Source organism: Kribbella koreensis (genome assembly GCF_039525325.1).
Classification (GTDB): Bacteria; Actinomycetota; Actinomycetes; order Propionibacteriales; family Kribbellaceae; genus Kribbella; species Kribbella koreensis.
On sequence record NZ_BAAAHK010000024.1, the window covers coordinates 78,343 to 99,293 of the forward strand.

At 66.8% G+C, this 20,951-nt stretch carries 19 protein-coding genes; 10 read left to right on the forward strand and 9 right to left on the reverse strand.

Annotated features, from left to right (window positions below; genetic code table 11):
• The first annotated feature begins 8 nt into the window (after nucleotides 1–8).
• Both ABD116_RS39875 and ABD116_RS39880 read left to right on the forward strand, forming a co-directional pair.
• Complete coding sequence (locus ABD116_RS39875; RefSeq protein ID WP_343983411.1) at nucleotides 9–632, forward strand: hypothetical protein; 624 nt, start codon at nucleotides 9–11, stop codon at nucleotides 630–632.
• Between the two features lie 10 nt (nucleotides 633–642).
• Nucleotides 643–1,233, forward strand: coding sequence for a hypothetical protein (locus tag ABD116_RS39880; protein WP_343983414.1), 591 nt, complete (start codon nucleotides 643–645; stop codon nucleotides 1,231–1,233).
• Nucleotides 1,234–1,235: 2 nt separating this feature from the next.
• Here the strand turns inward: ABD116_RS39880 and ABD116_RS39885 are convergent, their stop codons facing one another.
• The 6 genes from ABD116_RS39885 to ABD116_RS39910 form a co-directional block, all read right to left on the reverse strand.
• Complete coding sequence (locus ABD116_RS39885) at nucleotides 1,236–2,342, reverse strand: ricin-type beta-trefoil lectin domain protein (RefSeq protein ID WP_343983417.1); 1,107 nt, start codon at nucleotides 2,340–2,342, stop codon at nucleotides 1,236–1,238.
• A gap of 113 nt (nucleotides 2,343–2,455) precedes the next feature.
• Nucleotides 2,456–3,352 (reverse strand): phosphotransferase family protein, encoded by an 897-nt coding sequence (locus tag ABD116_RS39890; protein WP_343983421.1) that lies wholly within the window; start codon nucleotides 3,350–3,352, stop codon nucleotides 2,456–2,458.
• Entirely contained in the window at nucleotides 3,345–5,423 is a 2,079-nt protein-coding gene (locus ABD116_RS39895) for a spermine/spermidine synthase domain-containing protein (RefSeq protein ID WP_343983424.1), read from the reverse strand. The genes ABD116_RS39890 and ABD116_RS39895 overlap by 8 nt, the downstream gene beginning before the upstream one ends.
• 189 nt (nucleotides 5,424–5,612) lie before the next feature.
• Nucleotides 5,613–6,014 carry a hypothetical protein gene (locus tag ABD116_RS39900; protein ID WP_343983428.1) on the reverse strand — a complete coding sequence of 134 codons (402 nt, stop codon included), beginning with the start codon at nucleotides 6,012–6,014 and terminating at the stop codon, nucleotides 5,613–5,615.
• Nucleotides 6,014–6,604: a nucleotidyltransferase family protein gene (locus ABD116_RS39905; RefSeq protein WP_343983431.1), complete on the reverse strand. Its 591-nt coding sequence runs from the start codon at nucleotides 6,602–6,604 to the stop codon at nucleotides 6,014–6,016. Before ABD116_RS39905 ends, ABD116_RS39900 begins: the two co-directional genes overlap by 1 nt.
• A gap of 496 nt (nucleotides 6,605–7,100) precedes the next feature.
• Nucleotides 7,101–7,967, reverse strand: a complete 867-nt coding sequence (locus ABD116_RS39910; protein WP_343983434.1) for a S1 family peptidase — start codon at nucleotides 7,965–7,967, stop codon at nucleotides 7,101–7,103.
• A gap of 406 nt (nucleotides 7,968–8,373) precedes the next feature.
• Between ABD116_RS39910 and ABD116_RS39915 the strand changes: the two genes are divergently transcribed.
• Nucleotides 8,374–9,771, forward strand: coding sequence for an LCP family protein (locus ABD116_RS39915; RefSeq protein ID WP_343983437.1), 1,398 nt, complete (start codon nucleotides 8,374–8,376; stop codon nucleotides 9,769–9,771).
• Between the two features lie 7 nt (nucleotides 9,772–9,778).
• Nucleotides 9,779–10,813, forward strand: a complete 1,035-nt coding sequence (locus ABD116_RS39920; RefSeq protein ID WP_343983440.1) for a glycosyltransferase family 2 protein — start codon at nucleotides 9,779–9,781, stop codon at nucleotides 10,811–10,813.
• A 49-nt stretch (nucleotides 10,814–10,862) separates the two neighbouring features.
• On the opposite strand, the gene ABD116_RS39925 is transcribed toward ABD116_RS39920, so the two are convergent.
• Together ABD116_RS39925 and ABD116_RS39930 are read right to left on the reverse strand one after the other, a co-directional pair.
• Nucleotides 10,863–11,624: an ABC transporter ATP-binding protein gene (locus tag ABD116_RS39925; protein WP_343983443.1), complete on the reverse strand. Its 762-nt coding sequence runs from the start codon at nucleotides 11,622–11,624 to the stop codon at nucleotides 10,863–10,865.
• Nucleotides 11,617–12,507, reverse strand: coding sequence for an ABC transporter permease (locus ABD116_RS39930; RefSeq protein WP_343983445.1), 891 nt, complete (start codon nucleotides 12,505–12,507; stop codon nucleotides 11,617–11,619). The genes ABD116_RS39925 and ABD116_RS39930 overlap by 8 nt, the downstream gene beginning before the upstream one ends.
• Nucleotides 12,508–12,598: 91 nt before the next feature.
• Between ABD116_RS39930 and ABD116_RS39935 the strand changes: the two genes are divergently transcribed.
• The 6 genes from ABD116_RS39935 to ABD116_RS39960 all read left to right on the forward strand — a co-directional run bounded on the left by ABD116_RS39935 (nucleotide 12,599) and on the right by ABD116_RS39960 (nucleotide 18,593).
• Nucleotides 12,599–14,302 carry a metallophosphoesterase gene (locus tag ABD116_RS39935; RefSeq protein ID WP_343983448.1) on the forward strand — a complete coding sequence of 568 codons (1,704 nt, stop codon included), beginning with the start codon at nucleotides 12,599–12,601 and terminating at the stop codon, nucleotides 14,300–14,302.
• Nucleotides 14,303–14,330: 28 nt separating this feature from the next.
• A complete protein-coding gene (locus ABD116_RS39940) occupies nucleotides 14,331–14,717 on the forward strand; it encodes a beta-class carbonic anhydrase (RefSeq protein ID WP_343983451.1) in 387 nt (128 codons plus the stop codon).
• A gap of 197 nt (nucleotides 14,718–14,914) precedes the next feature.
• Nucleotides 14,915–15,904 (forward strand): SdiA-regulated/phytase-like domain-containing protein, encoded by a 990-nt coding sequence (locus ABD116_RS39945; RefSeq protein ID WP_343983454.1) that lies wholly within the window; start codon nucleotides 14,915–14,917, stop codon nucleotides 15,902–15,904.
• Between the two features lie 56 nt (nucleotides 15,905–15,960).
• Nucleotides 15,961–17,184: an alkaline phosphatase gene (locus ABD116_RS39950; RefSeq protein WP_343983458.1), complete on the forward strand. Its 1,224-nt coding sequence runs from the start codon at nucleotides 15,961–15,963 to the stop codon at nucleotides 17,182–17,184.
• An 83-nt stretch (nucleotides 17,185–17,267) separates the two neighbouring features.
• A complete protein-coding gene (locus ABD116_RS39955; protein WP_343983461.1) occupies nucleotides 17,268–17,555 on the forward strand; it encodes a YiaA/YiaB family inner membrane protein in 288 nt (95 codons plus the stop codon).
• Between the two features lie 30 nt (nucleotides 17,556–17,585).
• A complete protein-coding gene (locus ABD116_RS39960; protein WP_343983856.1) occupies nucleotides 17,586–18,593 on the forward strand; it encodes a YihY/virulence factor BrkB family protein in 1,008 nt (335 codons plus the stop codon).
• 274 nt (nucleotides 18,594–18,867) lie between these two features.
• Here ABD116_RS39960 and ABD116_RS39965 read toward each other — a convergent pair whose 3' ends face one another.
• Nucleotides 18,868–20,817 carry a glycosyl hydrolase family 8 gene (locus ABD116_RS39965; RefSeq protein WP_343983464.1) on the reverse strand — a complete coding sequence of 650 codons (1,950 nt, stop codon included), beginning with the start codon at nucleotides 20,815–20,817 and terminating at the stop codon, nucleotides 18,868–18,870.
• Nucleotides 20,818–20,951: the final 134 nt, after the last annotated feature.

The window sequence follows — 20,951 nt, forward strand, 5'->3', positions numbered from 1 at the left end:
GTTCTGCTATGAAGCGGCTTGCGATCGCCAGCGTCGCGGTGGGGGTTCTGCTGGCTGGGTTCTTCGCTGTGCTGGTGGTCAAGAACGTGCCGAGCACACCGACGCCGCTCGAGACCGAGGTCGTCCAGCTGTCGAGCGACGGGCTGATGCTGTGGGCGTCGGTGGACGAGGCCGCGCCGACCTGTGAGGTGAAGACAGCGGATGGCGTCGATGTGCCGCTGACCACCTCGGGCGACGGTGAGGTGGCGAAGGCTGACATGCGGTACTGGTACCTGTTCGCGCGGTCGACGAAGCCGGTACCGGCCGGCGAGGTCCGGATCAGCTGCCGTTCCAAGGCGGCCGGTGTCCAGTACGCCTTCAGTCCACGAAGCTCGTTCGTAGCCTTCGTCGGTGGACTTCTCGGCGTCGTCTTCTCGCTGCTCGCGTTCTTCGCCCTCGGAACGTGGCTGCTGACCATCGGCATCCGCCGCAGACGAGCGGCGAACACTCCGCCACCGGGCACCACACCACCGGGCAACCCGCCGCCGGGCGATCTGACTCCCGGTGGGCGGGGCCTCGGCGACCTTCGTCCGGACTATCCGCCGATCACCTATCACCCGGCCGAGAGGCCGGGTCGGCCGGATGGCAGCTAACGTTCGGGGCGTGACCGTCTATCCCGGGCAGCCGGCGGGGCCGCAGCGCAAGACGTTGCTTTGGCTCGCAATCGCTTGTTTTGTTGCGGGTCTGGCGTTGACCGGGCTGTTCGTCAACCGCGTGGTGCATACGCTGCCGCAGGAACCGCAGTGGGCGGACAGCGGGACGGTCCACCTCGACCAGGCCGGTCTGACGGTCTACTCGTCGATCCCGGTACTCCGTGCGCCCTGCGACGTCCGCGACGACAACGGCGCAGTACTGGAGCTCGTACCGCCGGCGCAGGCCGAGACGCTCACTGTGGACAACGACATCTGGTACGTCGTCGCCCGCTCGCGCGACCGAGTCCCACCGGGTGACTACATCGCAACCTGCACGGACAAGGAGACCAGCGCCGTCTACGCCTTGGGTCCGCGCAGTACGCCGACCGGCTTTGCGTACGCGGTACTGGCCGCCATTGCGTCGTTCCTGGTCGGCACTGTCCTGGCCATCGTCTTCCTGGTCCTCTTCTTCCTCCGTCGCCGGACTCCAGCGCCTACCGCACCGCCCCCGGGTCCGCAACCGCCGGCCACGTTCCCTGGCTACTCACCCGAGGGCGGCTGAGCTCACTGCGGCAGTGTCCAGCGCTGGTTCGCTGCGCCGGTACAGGTTGTCGCCTGTACTGCGTTGCCACTACTAGCCGGCGCTGTCAGGCAGAGGCCGGATGACCCGTTGCGGAGCGTCCCGTCGGCCTGTGCGGACCAGGACTGGTTTGCTCCGCCATGGCAGCCGTAGAGGATCACTGCGCCAGGCTGGGTAGCACTGGCGTCCAGGCAGCTGAACAGTGCGCGGATGGAGCCGTCCTCCGAGTGCACCCAGTTCTGGTTGTTCCCGCCGGTGCAGGTGTACAGCAGGATCGCCGTACCGTTGGCACTACCGCCTCCGGAGACGTCCAGGCAACCACCGCTGCCCCGAACATCACCTGACGACGAGTTGCCGATCCCGTTCTCCTGTACTGCGGTACTGCCGCTCACCGTCACCTGGCTGTCAGCGGCGCATCCACTGCTCTCCGAGTTGCCGGTGAAGTGCGCTGTCGCTGTGGGAGACGTCGGTAGCGCCATGGAGAGCTTGGAGTAGGGCTCGTCGGCACAGGTCGCGCTGTTGTTGTTCCAGTCGAAGTACTCGGTCCAGCTGACCATGCCCGACGTACTGATCGTGTTGCCCGCACCTGTCTGCAGACTGCCCAGCTTGAACGAGGTGCCGGCAGTCAGGTCCCGCACGGTCACGCCGTACCAGCCACTGCCTTCACTGGCGACGGTGAAGCCATACGTGTGCCCAGGAGTCGGTGCCTGGTCGAGACGGCAACTACCGCCCGACCCGTCCTCGGAGAACTTGATGCAGTACGTGCCGGTCGACCCGGCCTTCCAGTCGGTCGAGTTCCACAGCGAGTACAGGAACATCCCACCGCCGTCGCGATGTGTCTGCATGCCGGTGTAGCCGCCGACGTCGCCGCCGGTGAACTGGAACTGGTTCGACCAGTACACGTTGGCGCGACCGGGCGCCTGCTGAATCGTCATCCGGAACTCGGCCTGCGTCAGCGACGCGGCATCGAAGGTGTAGTTCACATACGTGCCCGGCGTGACCCCGACCGCCGCGGCCGGGCCGGCCGGCAGCAGAGCTGCCAACAGACCCAGCACAGCGACGATGGGCAGGGCGAAGCGACGAATTCTCATCTCGCAACCTCCAGACGAAGTGGGGCGAACTTCGGAGAGCGCTCGAGAAGATCATGCGCAAAACTGCCCACGCTGTCTAGACGTGAGCAGTTCTCCGCACGTTAATCGTTAAGCTAAGCGAGTATGGACGCCAGATAGAGCTCAAGGCGGTCCTGGAGAAACTCGGGTGTCAGGTCGATCCGCCCGAGATCGCGCCACGGATCGGCGACCTTCTCCGCATCCGGCGCGAACGCGAGGGCATCCAGCAACAGCCAGTAGCGGTGGTCGTCGGCCCTCGCCAGCTCGCGCCCACCCGCGGCGGCGTACAGGCTGCTGAACTCGCGGCCGGCCTCGACTCCGTGGAGCAACGCGAGCGCGGTCGAGCAATGGGCGACGTCGAGATCGGCCGGCCCCCACGAGGTCTCCACCCAATCGACCACGCCACTGACCCGGCCGTCGTCGAACAACACGTTCCCGGGATGGAAATCCCTGTGCAGGAAGGCGCCTTCGTACGCCGGCGGCTCCCGCCGCAAGTAGTCGACAGCATCCGCCCAGACGCCCGGCCGTCCGGTTGCTGATGGCACCCGAACACGATCGGGCGCCGTCCACGGCTGGTACTCGCGTGGCCGCTCTGCGGGTTTGACCCGGTGGATCGCGGCGAGTTGCCGCGCCAATTCATGGGTTCGGTCGGCGGCTCCTGCCTCCTCCACGTGCACTACGCCCGGTAGCAGCGTCATCAGCAGTGACGGCTGATCGCAGTACAAGGCGTCCGCGTCGACTCCGACGCAGGCAGCCGCGGGTACGTCAGTGTCGGCCAGTTGGTCGAGGACCTTGGCCTCGCGGGTCAGCAGCCCGTGCGCGTGCTTGACGAAGAACTCGTCGACGAAGGTGCGTAGTACGAAGGTCTGGGACCCGTGCGGCAGGTCGACCTCGACCCGCCGCATCTCGGACGTCCAGCCCCCGCGCAGACGTTCTGCGCGGGTGACCGTGCCTCCGGTGAGCCTTTCGACCCAATGGAGTGGGTCAGGCATTGACGACGGATGATCCCTTGGGCCGGAGGAGGAACGCGCCGGCGTAGAGCAGGGCGGCGATGATCAGCAGGCCGTCGAAGCCGATGATCAGGGCCGCGTATTCGAGGCAGCCGCCGAGCATGGCGCCGAGCAGGTTGGCGCCGAAGCTCGCGGTGCCGTCCTCGGTGTCGGTGAAGCGCTTGGCGAAGATGACGTTCGCGGCGAAGATCGGGGTGAACGCGATCACCACGGCGACCAGCGCGCGCAGTCCGACGGGCATCGAGAGCAGCCAGCTGTCCGGGAAGATCCAGCTCAGGAGTAGGCCTGCGCCCAGTACGGCGTACATGATCTTCACCGGTGGAGTCTTGAACCGCCGGGTCACTTCGACAGCGGCCAGGACGGCGATCAGTACGCCGGCGAAGACGATCGCGTTGACCACCCAGGTAGTACCGAACAGCAGCGCGAACCCGGTGATGCTCTTCGTCTCCAGCAACATGAAGCCGGCGCCGAGCAGGAACAGGTCCGTGTACGGCCGCATCCGCCGGTACGACGAACCGCCGCCGGCGATCCCGACGCCGATCAGCCCGGCGACCAGTACCAGGCCCAGCGTCACCAGGTACAGCGACGGGATCCGGTCGGTGAACAGGTACAGGAACGGCCGGTTGTCCGTGGCCGGCGGCGGCGTGATCGCGCTCGGCCCGGCCCACGGCTTGTCGCCGCAGGTCTGGTCGGCCTCGGTCAGACCGACCGTCACGACGGCCTGCTGCAGATCGTCGCCGACCTTGTCCACGCACGGCTTGTGGCCGAACGCCTTCTCGGCCGTGAGCGCGAGCCGGTCGATCAGCCAGGTCTCGCGGTAGTAGTTGTACATCGCGAACGCGCCGCCCGGAGCCAGATGCTTCTTCGCGCTCTCGAAGGCCTGCTGCGTGAACAGGTAGCTCTCCAGCCGCAGCGAGCTCGCGCCGTTCACCAGCGTCAGCGAGTCCGGCAGGGCCAGCAGGATCAGGTCGTACTTCTTGTCGGTCCCGGACAGGTACGCGCGGCCGTCGTTGATGTACGACGTGACGCGCGGGTCCTGGTACGGGTGATCTGGGTGCCGCGCCTTGCCGATGTCGCGGATCCGCGGGTCGATCTCGACCGCGTCGACGTGCTCCGCGCCCTTCTTCAGCGCGATCGCGACGTCGGAACCCGAGCCGGCGCCGATGATCAGCACGTTCTTGGGCGCCTTGCCGACGGCCGCACGCTCGTACGGAAGCCCGTACTGCGGCTCCCACTGCAGTCGCGCGTCGGCGGGGATCGCCTGCTGGTGCGGTACGCCGTTGACCGTGATCGTCAGCAGCGGTACGCCCTGCCAGTCGAATCCGGACGTCTGCACCTTGTAGTACGGCGACCAGCTGTTCTCCGGCCGCGTCGACTCGTGGAACAACACACCGACCATCACCAGCAGCGGCGCGGCGACCAGTACGGCGCTCAGCGCGGTCGCGGTCACCTTCTGCTGCGGAACCATCAGCGCCAGGAACACGACGGTGACGATCAGCCCCCACCAGATCGGCGGCGCCCCCAGGAACGACAGCCCCGTGAACGCGACGATCCCGATCAGGCTCCCGATCAGATCGAACCGGTACGCCGTCAGCCGCGGCAGGTCGGCGAAGCACCGACCCACCAACTCGGCCGGCCCGGCCAGCACGACCGCGGCCGCGACGAAGATGATCGGCAGGATCACGTACGTCGGCGGCCCACTCGTGCTCAGGCTGGTGAAGTAGATGACGCTCGACGAGCTACCCCGGTTGACCGTCACCGGCTTCCACGCGATCACCGCGACCAGCAGCCCGAGCATGATCGGCGAGTAGTACGGCAGCCGCTTGGCCTTGCCGGACCGCAGGATGCCGACCCCGATCCCGAGGAACGACCCCAGCAACACGAAGTTCGAGAAGTAACTGAGGTGCACCACGTTGGACCCGGTCCAGCGAATCAACGCAAGCTCGAGGAACAGCATCAGCGCGCTGGACAGCACAAGCCGAGGCTTCACCGAGAGCGGACTGTGCCACCGGGGCGTACTGACCTGACCGGGTGTAGACGAGTCGACTGCCATGGGCGGCGACCATACCGGATCCAGAGTGGTCTACATCACCCTGATCCCACTTTCCAGCCGCCAACCGTACAAACCACCCACCCGTACTCGCATCGCGCACGAGCGTCTTGAGCCCGCCCGAACCCTTGGGCTGGAGCGGGGGTGGGTATCCGACTCGTTATGGCATGGGTATTGGCCCATGCCGGTCAGTCAGCGTCCGAGGCGCACGATCTCGATGGCTAGGTCCACCAGCGTGCGGGCTCGGCGGATCAGGGGCTCGGCCTTGATCGCGGTCACCAGGTCTGTCCCGTACTCGACGTCACCTTTGGCCGCGACCAATTCGCGCAGCGCCTTCTCGCCCGCGGCGGCCTCGGCCCGCTTGGCCAGCGACTGCCGGAGTTCCTTGGCAGCGGCGGCGTGGTCCTTTCCCTTGCTTGTTGAACCGGTGAGCGCGGTGACGATCGCATCCTTCGCGCTGATTCCGGCGTGGATCGCGTCGCCGGCGGCCGGGGTGTATCGCTCGGCGGCGAGATTGGCTTCGGCTGAGGCGAGATACTCCTCCGCTTTCTTGAGGAAGCTCTTGGCGTGGTTGCGCTGCTCGGCCGTCGCCATCACGCAGCTCCATGCTGGACTCGCGGCTTGGTGCCGATCAGCGCGACGCCGTCACGGAGTATGTCGCTGACGACCGGCTCGCCCGAAGCGGCCAGTCGATGGAAATCGGCCTCGGTCAGGACGAGGACGTCGCAACCGTTGCCGAGACGCGTACGGACGATGTCCTCAAGCTCTGCACGGTGGTCCCAGGCGGATGATGCGATGACGGCCAGGTCGATATCACTGTCCGGTGTTGCCTCGCCGCGGGCGAGCGATCCGAAGATGAGCACCGCCTGCACATCTGCGTCGATCACCGCGCTGACCGCTTCCCGGAGAGCCGCCAGTGGGTCCAGGAGAGTCCGCAGCGGAGCCACAGAGGCATGCTCCTCGTTGATGGTGTGCACGTTTGCCCGCCCTATCGTCTGCGTCTCCACCACACCGAGCTTGGTCAGCGACTTCAGGGCTTGTTGTACGGCCCACAGACCGTAGTCGTCGCTGAGTAGCCCGTGGATCTGCCGCCCCGTCAGCGGGGTGTCGGTGCGCAGCAAAACCGCGAGCACCGCGCCACTCGCTCCGGGGATGACGCCACCGAACGGCTCATTGAAGAACATGTGACCAAAATACCAGTCATATGATTGCTGTGCCAATCATATGACTGCTGTGCCGGTCATGGGTCAGGTGAAATCCGTGAGCAGTCTCTCTGATGCCGCGGCCCTGCCGCTGCGGTGGGTCGGCATGAACGACCCACCCGACAGCCTCGCATTTCGATCCGGCCGACCAGGACGCTCCGATCTGCCCCAGGCTCGACGGTCATCTCATGAACCGGGAACCGACAGACGATCCAGGCCACTGTGTGCCTGATTGCGGCATTGCGTTCCTAGCCTCCAAGCGAGAGGTCAGCTCAATACCGGCGATCCGGCGACAGGAGGCCTAGTCGGACGGAATCACGTCGCCTGGGGTGGCTGCGGTGGCGGCTATTCGGGAAAGCGCGAGTCCGCCGATGGAACCTCCAGTTGTCTACCCGCTAGACGAGTGCGGGTGGGGGTACACGTGCACCGGCGACCACCCGCGCAAGCTAGGTGGTCGCCGGTGGGTCTGTCGGTCGGGTCAGCGGGCGGGGCGAGCCAGTAGGCAGCCGGACTTGTTCAGGTCGAGGGTGCGGGTGGCGGTGAGGCAGGTGTAGAGCCACCAGGTCTGCTGGCCGTAGGCGGCGCCCTGGTCGACGGTGATGTTGCCGTTGGCGTCTACCTCGCAGGGGTTGTTCAGGGTGCAGCGTTCGCCGTCTTCGTTGCCGGTGTTGTTGACGCCGATGACCTCGCCGGTGGAGGTGCTGACGATCGGGGAGCCGGAGGTGCCGCCGATGGTCTCGCAGCCGGGCTGCAGGTACTTGATCGAGCTCTTGAAGACCCAGCCGCCTTCGCGCAGTTCGGGGATGGTGGCTTGCACGGAGCAGGTGTAGATGCGCTTCCAGTACCCCGACACGACCGCCATGCCGGCGCCGTTCGCGGGAGCGGCCTGGGCCAGGGTCAGCGGGTCGACGTTCAGCCGGGACTTGATCGCGGCGTACGTCTCGGTCAGCCGGTACAGAGTGATGTCGGTCTTGGTCATCGTCGAGTACAGGACCCGGTTGGCGCGGACCGTACCGGCGTTGCTCGAGCTCGGGCGGAGCAGGGTGAACGAGCGGGTGGAGGACCGGTTGACGATCACCTGGCCGGGGCTGGGCATGCCGCCTTCGTAGCAGTGACCGTTGGTGAGGATCAGCGCGGGATCGGTCGACAGCGACCCGGCGTACCGGACGAGTGAACCGGAGCAGTTGCTGAGTGCCGCGATACCGGTGTAGTCGGTGCCAGGTGCGGCGGCGACGGCCGGTCCGGAGGCCTGTGGTGAGACCTCGACGGCGAGTGCCTGGCTGCTGCCGAGCAGCGCGGCGCTGAGCGCGACGGTGGTCGCGGCAAGGGTACGGAACAGTCTCATGGGCGGTTTCCTGTCCTCACTAGTGTGCTCGCGGTCGGGGGCGGCGCGAGCAGGCCGTAGTCGGCCCAGGACTCTTCGTATCCGATGCACCCCGGTCGAGGCCATCACATAAGGATGAAAAGTTCCCGTCAGGCCGTACTTCAGGGGTAAACCTGCGGCCATGTCGGTGTCTGCACCCGGTAAACGGGCTGTTACCCTTCGTCTCCGGATCCGCCCGGCTCGAACCACGGCACCACCCGGTACGTCGTACCGAATGGGAGTGGGGAACAGGAGGCAAGGCGTCGCGCCTGAGAAGGTGGAGTCGTCATGCCACGGGAGAACGGAAGGATTTATGCCGCAGGAGAAGCCAGACCTGCGCAGTCTCAGTGAGCCGGTACGTTTCAAACGGGCGCTCACATTGCTGCTGATGACCTTGCTGCTGCCCGGATCCGCGCAGATCGCGGCCGGCAGCAAGAAGGCGGGCCGGTGGGCCTGGCGGGTGCTGGCCGGGATCGTCGCGCTGGTGATCTTCGTCATCGTGCTGTCGCTGATCTGGCGGGCCGGGGCGATCAACCTGATGGTCTCGCCGAAGACGCTGCGGTTCATCCAGATCCTGCTGATCCTGCTCGCGATCGGCTGGGCGGCGCTGTTCGTCGACGCGTACCGGCTCGGCCGGCCGCTCACGCTGGAGCGCAACCACCGGCTCACCACCAGCATCATCGACGGCGTACTGATCGTCTTGGTGATGAGTGTGCTGATCTGGGGCAGCACGATCGTCTCGACCCAGCGCGACTTCGTGGCGTCGGTGTTCGGCAACGGCAAGAAGTCCGAGGCGGACAAGGGCCGGTACAACGTCCTTCTCCTCGGCGGCGATTCGGGCGCGGACCGGATCGGCACCCGGCCGGACAGCATCACGCTGGCCTCCATCGACGCGAACACCGGTCGTACCGTGCTGATCGGCCTGCCGCGCAACATGGCCTGGGTGCCGTTCCCGGCCGGTACGGCGCTGAACAAGAAGTTCCCGGACGGCTTCCACTGGACCGACTGCGCCGAGAACTGCCTGCTCAACGGCGTCTACACGTACTCCGCCGAGCACCCGGCCCTGTTCCCCGGCGACCCGAATCCGGGCGTCACCGGCACCAAGCAGGCCGTCGAGGCGATCACCGGGCTGAAGGTCAACTACCACGTACTGATCGACCTGGCCGGCTTCCGCGACCTGCTCAACGCGGTCGGCGGGATCACCCTCGACGTCGGCAAGCGGGTGCCGATCGGTGGCATCGGCGGGCCGATCAAGGGGTACATCGAGCCGGGCGCCAACCAGCACCTGGACGGCTATCACGCCCTCTGGTTCGCGCGGTCGAGGGCCGGTGCGACAGACTACGAGCGGATGACCCGGCAGAAGTGCGTGATGACGGCGATGCTGAACCAGCTCTCGCCGACGACCGTGCTGACCAAGTTCCAGGGCATCGCCAAGGCGAGCAAGAAGGTGGTCAACACGGATATCCCCGCTGGTGACCTCGGTACCTTCACGGACCTGGCGCTGGACGCGAAGAAGCTGCCGGTGTCAAGCTTCTCCGCGGTCCCGCCGCTGATCAAGACCGGCAATCCCGACTTCGCGCTGATCAAGACCAAGGTGGCCGAGGCGATCGGAAAGTCCGAAGCGCTGGACAAGTCGTCCGATGACGGAGACGGTAAGAAGACGAACGCACCGAGTAACAGCACCACCAAGAAGGCGACTACGCCGGTCAAGCCCGGCAAGAGCAGCAGTACCCCGTCCAAACCCGGTAACGACGTCGATGACGTCGCTTCGATCTGTAAGGCCTGACCTGAACATGTCCTTGTCTTCCTGGCCCCCCGTCTCCGTCGTGATGCCGGTGCTGAACGAGGAACGCCACCTCGAAGAGGCAGTAGGCCGCGTACTCGACCAGGAGTACCCCGGCGAGCTCGAGGTGGTGCTCGCGATCGGTCCGAGCAAGGACAGAACCCAGGCGATCGCCGCGCGGCTGGCCGAGGCCGACAAGCGGATCACGATCGTCGCGAACCCGACCGGCAAGACGCCGGCCGGACTCAACACGGGGATCGCGCACGCCCGGCACGACATCGTCGTACGGGTCGACGGGCACGGCGTACTGACCCAGGGCTACATCACCCGGGCGGTGGAGGTGCTGCACGAGAGCGGCGCCGACAACGTGGGCGGCGTGATGGCGGCCGAGGGCCGTACGCCGATCGAGATGGCTGTCGCGTGCGCGTATCGGTCGCGGCTCGGGCTTGGCGCGTCTACCTTCCACCAGGGCGGCAAGGCGGGCCCTGCGGACACCGTGTACCTGGGTGTCTTCCGGCGTGAAGCGCTGGAGCGGGTGGGCGGCTTCGACGAGTCGATGCACCGGGCGCAGGACTGGGAGCTCAACTACCGCATCCGCAAGACCGGCGGGCTGATCTGGTTCAGCCCGGACCTGTCGGTGACGTACCGCCCGCGCTCGTCCCTCAAGGACGTCGCCAAGCAGTTCTTCCACACCGGCCAGTGGCGCCGCGAGGTCATCCGCCGCCACCCGGAGACCGCCAACAAGCGGTACCTCGCCCCGCCCGTCGCTGTTGTCCTGCTCGCACTGGGCACCATCCTGGGCATCATCGGTCTGGCCACCGGCTCCGCCATCCTCGACCTGGGCTTCCTGGCCCCGCTCGGCTACGCCCTCCTCCTGATCTTCGGCTCAGCCATGGAAGGCCGCTACCTCCCCTGGAAAGCCCTCTTCTGGCTCCCTCTGATCTGCGCCACCATGCACATCTCCTGGGGCCTGGGCTTCCTCATCGGCCTCCAGGAACGCCCCGCTCCGCCCGCCACCGCGCCCGGCGCACCGGCCTCCGCGTAGTACCGGATAGTCCTCGTAGTGCCGGTAGCTCGTCCGCTGGGCGGGGGAGCTACCGGGCTGCGGTTGCTTCTCGGGTGTAGGCGGCTACTACTTCCTTGACGTCGCCGTCCATGCGGAGGACGCCCTTGTCGAGCCAGAGGGCCCGGTTGCAGGTGTCCAGGACTACGTCGAGGCTGTGGCTGACGAGGAAGACCGTGCCGGCCTCGGAGCGGAGGTCTTTGATCTTCTGTTCGGAGCGGATGCGGAACTCGGCGTCACCGGTCGCGAGAGCCTCGTCGACGAGCAGGATGTCGTGGGTCTTGGCGGAGGCGATCGCGAATTTGAGGCGGGCGGCCATGCCGGAGGAGTACGTCGACATCGGCAGGTCGATGAACTCGCCGATGCCGGAGAACTCGACGATCTCGTCGTACCGGGCGGCGATCTCGGCCGGTGACATGCCCATCGCCAGGCAGCCGAGGACGACGTTGCGGTCGCCGGTCAGGTCGTTCATCATCGCCGCGTTGACGCCGAGCAACGACGGCTGGCCGCCGGTGTAGATCGCGCCCGACGCGGGCGGCAGCAGCCCGGCGATCGCGCGCAGCAGCGTCGACTTGCCGGACCCGTTGCGCCCGATCACGCCGATCGCGTCGCCCTTGTACGCCGTGAACGTGACGTCCTTGACCGCGTGCACCTCACGGATCGTCGGCCGGTCCTGCCGCTTCAGGATCCGCCGGAACGCGGTCGCCGCCGTCCCCTTGCCACCCTGCCCGGCGATCACCTTGTAGATGATGTTGACGTCGTCGGCGATGACGGTCGGAATCTGCTCAGCCACGGCCGTACCGATCCTCGGCCCGCCAGAAGAACACGAACCCGCCGACCAGTACGACGACCGCCCACACGGCCGCGATCGACCACGCGTGCGGCAGCTCGTTGCGCGCGTGCTCGCGCAGCAGCGATCGGCGTACCAGATCGATGTACGCCGAGATCGGGTTCAGCGACAGCACCTGGATCACCCAGCCCGGCGCGTCCAGCGCGCGGAGCTTGTCGGGGATCGAGAAGAAGATGCCCGAGGCGTACAACCAGGTCCGGGTCACGAACGGCAGCAGCTGGCTGATGTCGGACACGAAGGTCCCGATCCGGGCGAAGATCAGCGTCATCCCGAGGTTGAACATGGTCTGCATCGCCAGTGCCGGTACCACCATCAGCCACCGCAGACTCGGCCCGTCGGTCAGCCCGACGAACGCGAACAGGATGGCCATCGAGACCAGCATCTGGTTGAGCTCGTTCACCACGTACGCCAGGGGCAGTGTCGCCCGCGGGAAGTGCAGGGTGCGGATCAGTGACATGTTGAGGGCGAGCGATCGCGACCCCTCGGTCATCGAGCGCTGCGTGTAGGTGAAGACGAACATCCCGCAGATCAGGAATGCGGCGTAGTTGTGGATGCCGTTCTTGGTGCCGAGCAGGACGCCGAACGCCAGGTAGTAGACGGCGGCGTTCATCAGCGGCGTGAGTACTTGCCAGACGGAGCCGAGGCGCGCACCGGCGTACAGGGCGTAGGTGCGCGCCCGCGCGTAGCTGACGATGAACTGCCGGCGTCCCCAGAGTTCCCGCAGGTAGCCGCCGAGTGGTGGTCTGGCGGAGCTTCTGGTCAGGCCATGTCGCTCTGCCAGTGCCGCCAGGTCGACGGTCTCGGCCGGCCCGGCCGCGTTAGACATGCGGGCCAATCTAGCTGCCCCTGCCGTCGACGTTCACATCGGCGGGCCGGTAGCTGTCGCGGTGCGCCCGGTTGCGCCGTAGCGTAGGCGGGTGAAGCAGAGCCGCCCTTCTGATCTTTCCGAGGAAGAACTCGGATTCCGCATCCGTGGCCCAGTGCGCTGGCTGCTGCCGTCGGTGCTCGGCAGCATCGGCGTCAAGGCTGTCCTGTCAGGCATTTTCGGCGCGTACGCCGACAAGCGCGAGCTGCAGAGCTCCTTGCCCGCGGACTTCTACCAGCACGGTACCGACGAGCTGTGGTTCGACTTCGTCGCCGATCTGGGGGACGGGTTCGACGCGACGTACTCCGTCGCGTCGTTGCTGGCCGCCCCCGAACTGGAGCCGGTCGACGGGTTGCGGCTGCCGCGCGCGTCGCTGCTGGTGATGGGCGGCGATGAGGTTTATCCGGCGGGGTCGTCCACGGCGTACGAGGATCGGACGAAGGGTCCGTACGGCGCTGCGCTGCCGGAGCCAGTCGATCCGCCGACGCTGTTTGCGTTGCCGGGCAACCATGACTGGTACGACGGGTTGACCGCCTTCCTGCGCGTCTTTGCCCAGCAGCGTGCTGTCGGTGGGTGGAAGACGGAGCAGGGGCGCAGCTACTTCGCGATCGAGCTCCCGCAGCACTGGTGGCTCGTTGCCATCGACACCCAGTTCGGTGGGTACATCGATGCGCCTCAGCTCGCGTACTTCCGGGCGGCGCTGGCTGGGATGCAGGCCGGTGACGGGGTGATCCTGTGTACGCCGACGCCCGCGTGGGTGCATGCGGGAGCGGGCGAGGACACGCATGAGTACGACACGATCCGCTTCTTCGATCGCGAGATCATCCAGCCGCTGGGTGGGGTGACGCGGGTGATGCTGTCGGGGGACTCGCACCACTACGTCCGGTACGCCGAACGCGACGGGAGCGGTCAACGGATCACCAGCGGCGGGGGAGGGGCGTTCCTCTCGGCGACTCACCTGCTACCTGCGTCGCTGACTCTGCCGCCGAAGGTTTCCCGGGTCGCTGATGTCAATGAGGTGGCGACGTTCGACAAGGTTGCGTCGTACCCGACGGCCCGCGAGTCCGCGCGGTTGGCGAAGGGGATCTACAAGCTTCCCTTCCGCAATCCGGGCTTCTGGGGGCTCACTGCCGGGCTGCAAACGGTCCTCGCCGTGCTGGTCCAGTTCGGCCTTGCTGACTCGCCGCACGGCATCTTCGCGGAGATGGCTGCTTGGACCCCGGCCTTCTTCGGTGTGGTGTTCACGATCTTCGCCGGGGTCCTCTTCGCCCGCTTCGGCCTCAAACGCAGCGGTCTTGCGGCCGGGGTTGCCGGCTTCCTGCATTCCCTGGCCCACTTGGCGTTGATGGTCGCCTGGGCCGCCGTCCTGTACCGGTTGAGCCAATCCGCGGCCGACTGGATCACCGTCCTCGTCACCCTCGTGCTGACCCCTGTCGTCGTCGGCTTCATCGACGCCGAACTGGTCGCCGCGTACCTCCTCATCGCCGGCAGATTCGGCTTCAACGTGAACGAACTCTTCGCCGGCCAGAGCATCGAGGACTACAAGGGCTTCCTCCGCCTCCACATCTCCCGCAACGGCGACCTCACCATCTACCCGCTGAAGGTCCCCAAGGTCTGCCACAACTGGAAAGCCGCCCCCGACGCGCCCCCGGAAACCCCGTGGCTGATCCCCACCCGGGGCACCCTCCACACCTCCCTGATCGAACCCCCCATCTCAGTCCCCCGCAAACGCAACCCCACCACCGCCGTCCTCTAACACCCACGCCAACTCCAACGCCCGCTGCATGGATGCCCGCCTCAACCCGTACGGCCTGCTCGGGCTGAGTGAGGGCGACGCGCACGTCATCCGCAACGCCGGCGGGGTGATCACCGCCGACGAACGCCGCAGCCTGGCGATCAGCCAGCGTCTGCTCGGCACCAAGGAAATCATCCTGATCCATCACACCGACTGCGGCATGCTCACCTTCACCGACGACGAGTTCAAGGCGAGCATCCAGGCCGAGACCGGCCTCAAGCCCGACTGGTCCGCCGAAGCCTTCCCGGACCTCGACGAAGACGTCCGCCAGTCCCTCCAGCGCATCGCCGCCGACCCCTTCATCCCCGTCAAGGACTCGGTCCGCGGCTTCGTCTACGAGGTGGAGACCGGCCGCCTCCGCGAGGTCAAGAACTAAGACCTCCAGCACGCCCCAAGAGCCCAGGTCGCTTCGGTGACCTGGGTTTCTTATGTCCGCGCACAGCGGATCCGCACCGCCCAGACGGTTGCCACCCGAAGGCCGGATCGCTACAGTCAGATTCTGTTAGTAAAGTTTCCTAATAGTTTCGTTGCTGTTCACCGAGCCCCGCCCCCGTAGGCCGGAAGGAGCGCGACATGTCCCCGTTTCGTCGTACCGCCATCTCCACCGCAGTTGTCGCGGTGCTGATCTCATCCCTGGTGTCCGCGCCGTCCGGCGCTGCGAGCCGGTCCGCCTGGCCCGGCGGGTCCGCGGTATCCGTTGCCGACGGCAAGAATGTGTTCGGTGAGAATCTCAGCGGCCTCTCCTTCGAGAGCCCGGACGTCTTGTGGGCGGCGAAGAACGGGCCCGGTACGTTGTACCGGCTCGTCCGCGACGGCGCCCTCTGGAAGCCCGACTCGGTCGGCGGCCGGACGCTGAACTACCGCGACGGCAGCGGCGATCCCGACGCCGAAGGGGTTGTGCGTACCCCGGACGGGTTGCTGGTGGCAACCGAACGCGACGGCGACGACAGCGACACCAGCCTCGCGAAGGTACTCCGGTACGACCCGAAGTCCACCGCCAAGTCGCTCAACGCGACCGCCGAGTGGGACCTCACCGACGATCTGCCCGAAGTCGACGCCAACAGCGGTCCCGAAGCGATCTCGTGGATCCCGGACGCGTTCCTCACCGCGAAAGCCTTCCGGGACGAGCGTACGAAGGCCGCCTACAACCCCAGCTCCTACCCCAACCACGGCACCGGCCTGTACTTCGTCGGGCTCGAGGACAACGGCGCGGTCTACGCCTACGCGCTGAACCGGTCCGGCGGATCGTTCACCCGCGTGGCCGCCTTCGCGGGCGGGTTCGCCGCGATCATGGACCTCGAGTTCGACCCGGAGACCGGCCTGCTGTGGTCGACCTGCGACGACACCTGCCAAGGGCGCAGCGCGACACTGTCGATCACGGCCGGCAAGTTCACCGTCGCCGAAACCTACGACCGGCCGGCCCAAATGCCCGACTACAACAACGAGGGCTTCGCGATCGCCCCGCCGTCGACCTGTACTTCGGGACGCAAACAGACCGTCTGGGCCGACGACGGCAACGACGGCGGCCATGCGCTGCGTACCGGGTCGCTGCCCTGTACGTAGTACCGGTGCTGTAGTACCCATCGGCAAGTTCTGATCACATCTAGCTGGGAGACGATATGCGCGGTCTGGCCGTGGTGGTGGCGTTGACGGTACTCGGCGGAAGTACGGCGATGGCCGTCGGGCGGACGCCGAAGGGGCCGGAGGCAACGAGTCACCGGATCGCGAAGAACATCATCTACATCCAGGGCGATGGCATGGGGCTCGGACAGCGCGACCTGATCCGGCTCGCGCTCAAGGGCCGGTACGGCGAACTGGAGCTCAACAAGCTGCCCGTCGCCGGACTCGTGCGCACCACCTCGGAGGACCCGGAAGAGATCGTGACCGACTCGGCGGCCTCGGCGACAGCGCTGGCGACCGGGTACAAGACCCGCAACGGCGTGGTCGGTATGGACTCCAAGGGCCGCCCGGTCGAGACGATTCTGGAGCGGGCGAAGCGGGCCGGGAAGTCGACTGGGCTGGTCACCACGGCCCAGGTGACCGGCGCGTCGCCGGCGGCGTTCGCGGCGCATGTGCCGAGTCGTGATCTGCAGAGTGACATTGCCAGGCAGTACATCGAGAACAGCCGGCCGGACGTGCTGCTCGGGGGTGGCGAGGACTGGTGGTACCCGAAAGGCAACCCCGGGCTGTGGCCGGACAAGCCTGGTGAGGAGGAGAGCCGCAGCCCGTACGGCAATCTGGTCGAGAAGGCGCAGCGTACGGGGTACACGTACGTCCGCAATGCCACCGAGCTGCGCAACTCTCGCTCGGACCGGCTCCTCGGGCTGTTCGCGAACGAGGACATGGTCGACTACGGGCCGGATGGCGTCGGCCGTTATGCGCCGCGGGTGCCGTTGCAGCTGATGGCGCGTAAGGCGCTGGATGTGCTTTCGCAGAACCCGCGCGGCTTCTTCCTCTTCCTGGAGGAGGAGGGCATCGATGGGCTGTCGCACGAGAACAACGCCCATGGAGTGATCGACGCGGGCCGGGCGCTCGACAGTACGGTCGCCGAGGTGATGCGCTTCGTCGCCACCCACCCGGACACGCTGGTGATCATCAACGGCGATCACGAGACGGGCGGTCTGAGCATCGAGAACTACGACAGCGACGAGAAGGATCCCCGTCAGGACGGCCCGTTCCCGATCCCGGGCTCGAAACTGCGCTTCACCGTCGACTGGACCACCAACAGCCACAGCGGCTCCGACACTCCATTGACCGCGAGCGGACCGGGCTCGGATCGCTTGGGCCGGGTCCAGGACAACACCGAGGTGTACTACGCGATGCGAGCCGCCGCCGGCTTGTGACGACGGGCGGGCCAGGTCGGCAGCCGTCGCCTTGAGTAGTTCCTCTCATGCGCCGGCCCCACGCCCGCGCCGACGATAAGCGCATGACGAAACCGATCCAGCCCTCGCAGACCTCAGCGTTCTACCTCCAGGCGATCCTCTCGTTCGCCCTCTCGATGACCGCCATGACGATCGCCATCGTGTACCTCCCCGCCGCCGGCTGGATCCGCGCCTTCCTGGCGCTCGGCCTCCTGTACCTCGTCACGTCGACCGTCACGCTCTGCAAGGTGGTCCGCGACCGCCAGGAGCTGTCGGAAGTCACCAACCGGGTGGACCAGGCCCGCCTCGACAAGCTGCTGTCCGAACACGACCCCTTCAAGGTCGATGCCTGACCGGGGCCGTACCGTTGGGGGGTGAATGGGATGGCGGGGCGGGTCGATTCCGTGCAGCGGAAGCGGCGCGTGCTGGGGTTTCCGTTGGCTGTGATCTACAAGTTCTTCGATGACCAGGGCAGTTATCTCGCGGTGATCGTCACGTACTACGCGTTCGCGGCGATCTTCCCGATGCTGCTGATCTCGTCGTCGGTGCTCGGGTTCGTGCTGCAGGGGAACGAGGATCTGCAGCACGCCGTGTTGCAGTCGGCGCTCAAGGAGTTCCCGATCGTGGGGACTCAGTTGGCGACGCCGCAGGGGCTGCAGGGGAGTACGGCGGCGGTAGTCGTCGGAACGCTGGCGGCGCTGTACGGCATCATCGGGCTCGGGCAGGCAGTACAGAACGCTGTCAACGTGACGTGGGGAGTTCCCCGCAACGGCCGGCCAGATCCGTTCCGCGGGCGGCTCCGGTCCGGCGCGCTGCTCGCGCTGGCCGGTCTGACGGTACTCAGTTTCGCGACGCTCACCGTGCTGGCCTCAGGCAAGGCGCCGCTTCCGGGCGGTGTCGCGGAAGGCATGGGGTGGCTGGTCTCGATCGGCTCGGTCCTGGTCCTGACAGCCATGCTGACGCTGGTACTGCGCCCCGGCGCCCGGCCGCGGCCGCCGCTCCGCCAGATCGTTCCCGGGGCGTTCTTCACCGCAGTCGGCTGGCACCTGCTCGAACGCCTCGGCGGCATCTACGTCGACGACGTCCTCGCCAAGGCCAGCGAGGTGAACAGCGTCTTCGCCCTGACCCTCGGCCTGATCGGCCTCATCTACGCGGCATCCGTCATCGCCGTCATCGGCGCCGAACTCAACTCGGTCATCGTCCATCGCCTGTACCCGCGCTCCCTCCTTGCGCTCTTCACGGACTCGGCCGTCAACCTGACCCCGGCCGATCACCGGGCATACGCGATGTACGCCCAGGCGCAACGCCACAAATCAACGGAAACAATCGACGTCACCTTCAACCACCCCGACGTAGACCCACCCCACAACCCCGACCCCTCAGCCGACTGACTCCCCCACACGCCAAGCTTCGAGCGTCAAGCACCGAGCGGCCGCCCGGCTGCCGGGAGCCCCGGCGATGGAGGTTGGGGAGGATCCTGCCCCCGATGCGGGCGAAAAGGCTCCTCGATCACCAGGAAAATCCTCCCCAAGCCCGGGGCCGGGGAGGGGTGGCCGTCCGCGTGGTGGGGCGAAGGCGTGAGGGCCGGCTGTCGCAGGCAGCGGGTACATGCGACGGAGCGCCCACCGAACGAGTCGGCGGGCGCTCCGGCGTACCAGGTAGGGGTTACGGGACCCAGTGGTTGTGGGTGACGGTGATCATCACCTGGAGTTGGATGCTTGCGGCGTAGTAGCTGTTGGTGGCGATCGGGGTCGCCAGCATCTTGTTCCAGATGGCGTCGAGCCAGGCCTGGCTACCAGAGTCGGTCATGGCGGTGACGGCGAAGGGGGCGAAGAAGGCGGCGTCACTGCTGGTGTCGATCGCGGTGCCGTTCAGCTTGTAGCCGGTGGCGATGCTGTTGGCGTTGCCACCGGTCTTGGACTTGATCCAGGTGTTGAGCTTGCGGGCGGCGGCCAGCGAAGCGCTGTCGCCGCTGGTGACGGCGTCGGCGCCGATGCGCCACGGGTCGCGGCAGGCGTTCCACCAGAACTGGCCGTCGTTCGGGTCTTCGAGGACCTGGCCGGCGGCCGGCTTCGGGGTGGTGTTGGTGTTGATCACGAAGTCGGGGAGTAGGCCGGTGTTCGGGGCATACCCGGATTGCAGGTTGGCGGTGACGGTCTGGTGCTTGGTGCGGATGGTGTCCCAGACCGAGTTGCCGGTGGCGGCCCGGAAGGCGCGGAAGTGGTCGATCATCCAGTCCGACGTACGGGACATGTTGTACGTCGAGTCGCCCGAGGTGCTCCAGTCGCCGAAGGTGAGCAGGTTGGTGTTCGGGTTGATCTCGCTCGCCTTGATCGCGTTGATGTGCTTGATCGCGAGCTGCTTGTAGTTGTACGTGCCGGCGCTGCCCCATTGCCGGTCGGCCAGCAGCAGGCCGTAGGCGACGTCCATGTCGCCGTCGGTCGCGCTGTCGGAGCCGTTGACGCTCTTGCACGAGGTGTCCTGCTCGGCGGCCAGCAGGTCGGCGTTGTTCACCGAGGGGTGGGCGAGCATGTACTTGACCAAGCCGTCGAAGATCGTCTTCGCGGCCGGGTCGGCGCCGGCCATGGTCGCGGTGACGACCATGCCGTAGCCCTGCGCCTCAGCGACGTACGGGTGATCGGCGTCGGGGGAGATGATCTGGTACCAGCCGTTGCCGCAGTTCTGCTTGACGAACGCCGACTTCCACTGGGTGTAGTAGTCGATCACCTTCTGGTCGAGCGCCGACTGGCTGCCCGACGGCGTCAGCATCCCAGCCGCGTAGGGGATCGTGTGACTGCCGAACGGAACGGCCGGTCCGCCGCCACCACCGGCCTGCGTGGTCGCGGTGACCGTGTTACTCGCCCCGGACGTGTTGCCGGCCGCGTCGCGTGCCTTGACCGTGTACGTGTAGGAGGTCGAGGCGGTACGACCGGTGTCGGTGTAGCTGGTACCGGAGACGGTCGCGACCTCCGTGCCGTTGCGGGAGATGACGTATCCGGTGACGCCCACGTTGTCCGTGGATGCGTTCCAGGCAAGGGAAACGCTGCTCGAGGTGGTACCGGTCGCGGCGAGGCCGGTCGGCGTACTGGGCGGTGTCGTGTCGCCACCACCGCCACCGATCGAGCCGTACACCTCGAACTCGAAGAGCGAGTATCCGTACGCCGTACCGCGCGCAGTGCCGTAGACGCGAACGTACCGGCCGCTACCCGACAGCGTCAGGTCGTCGGTCGCGCCGTTGCCGGTCGTGGTCGAGAAGACGTCGGTCCAGCCCGTCGAGCCGTCGGCCGAGGTCTGGATCTTGTACGACTTCCCGTACGCGGCCTCCCAGCTCAACTTGACCCGCGAGATGGTCGCGGTGGCGCCGAGGTCGACCCGGATCCACTCGGGATCGTGGCCCTCGACGCTGGCCCAGCGAGAACTGGCGCTACCGTCGACGGCCTTCGAGGCCTCGAATCCGGTGCCCTCGACCGACGACGCGGTGGCGGGCTTTCCCTGCGAGAGCAAGGTGTCAGCGGCCACTGCATCGGTCGACGCCGAGCTGGCCACCATGGGTATGGCGAAGAGAAGTGAGGTGGCGACCGCGGCAGCAGTCAACCCTCGAGTCAGATACGACATCAGCGTCCTCCGGGCGGTGGGGGAAAGGACCTGCAAGTGCTCGATCGTTAGGAAACCTTCCTAACGATTAGCTGAAGGTAAATCCCCACCCCGCCGAGTGCAAGACCTCGACGCAGATCGAGTTCTGCAGAGCG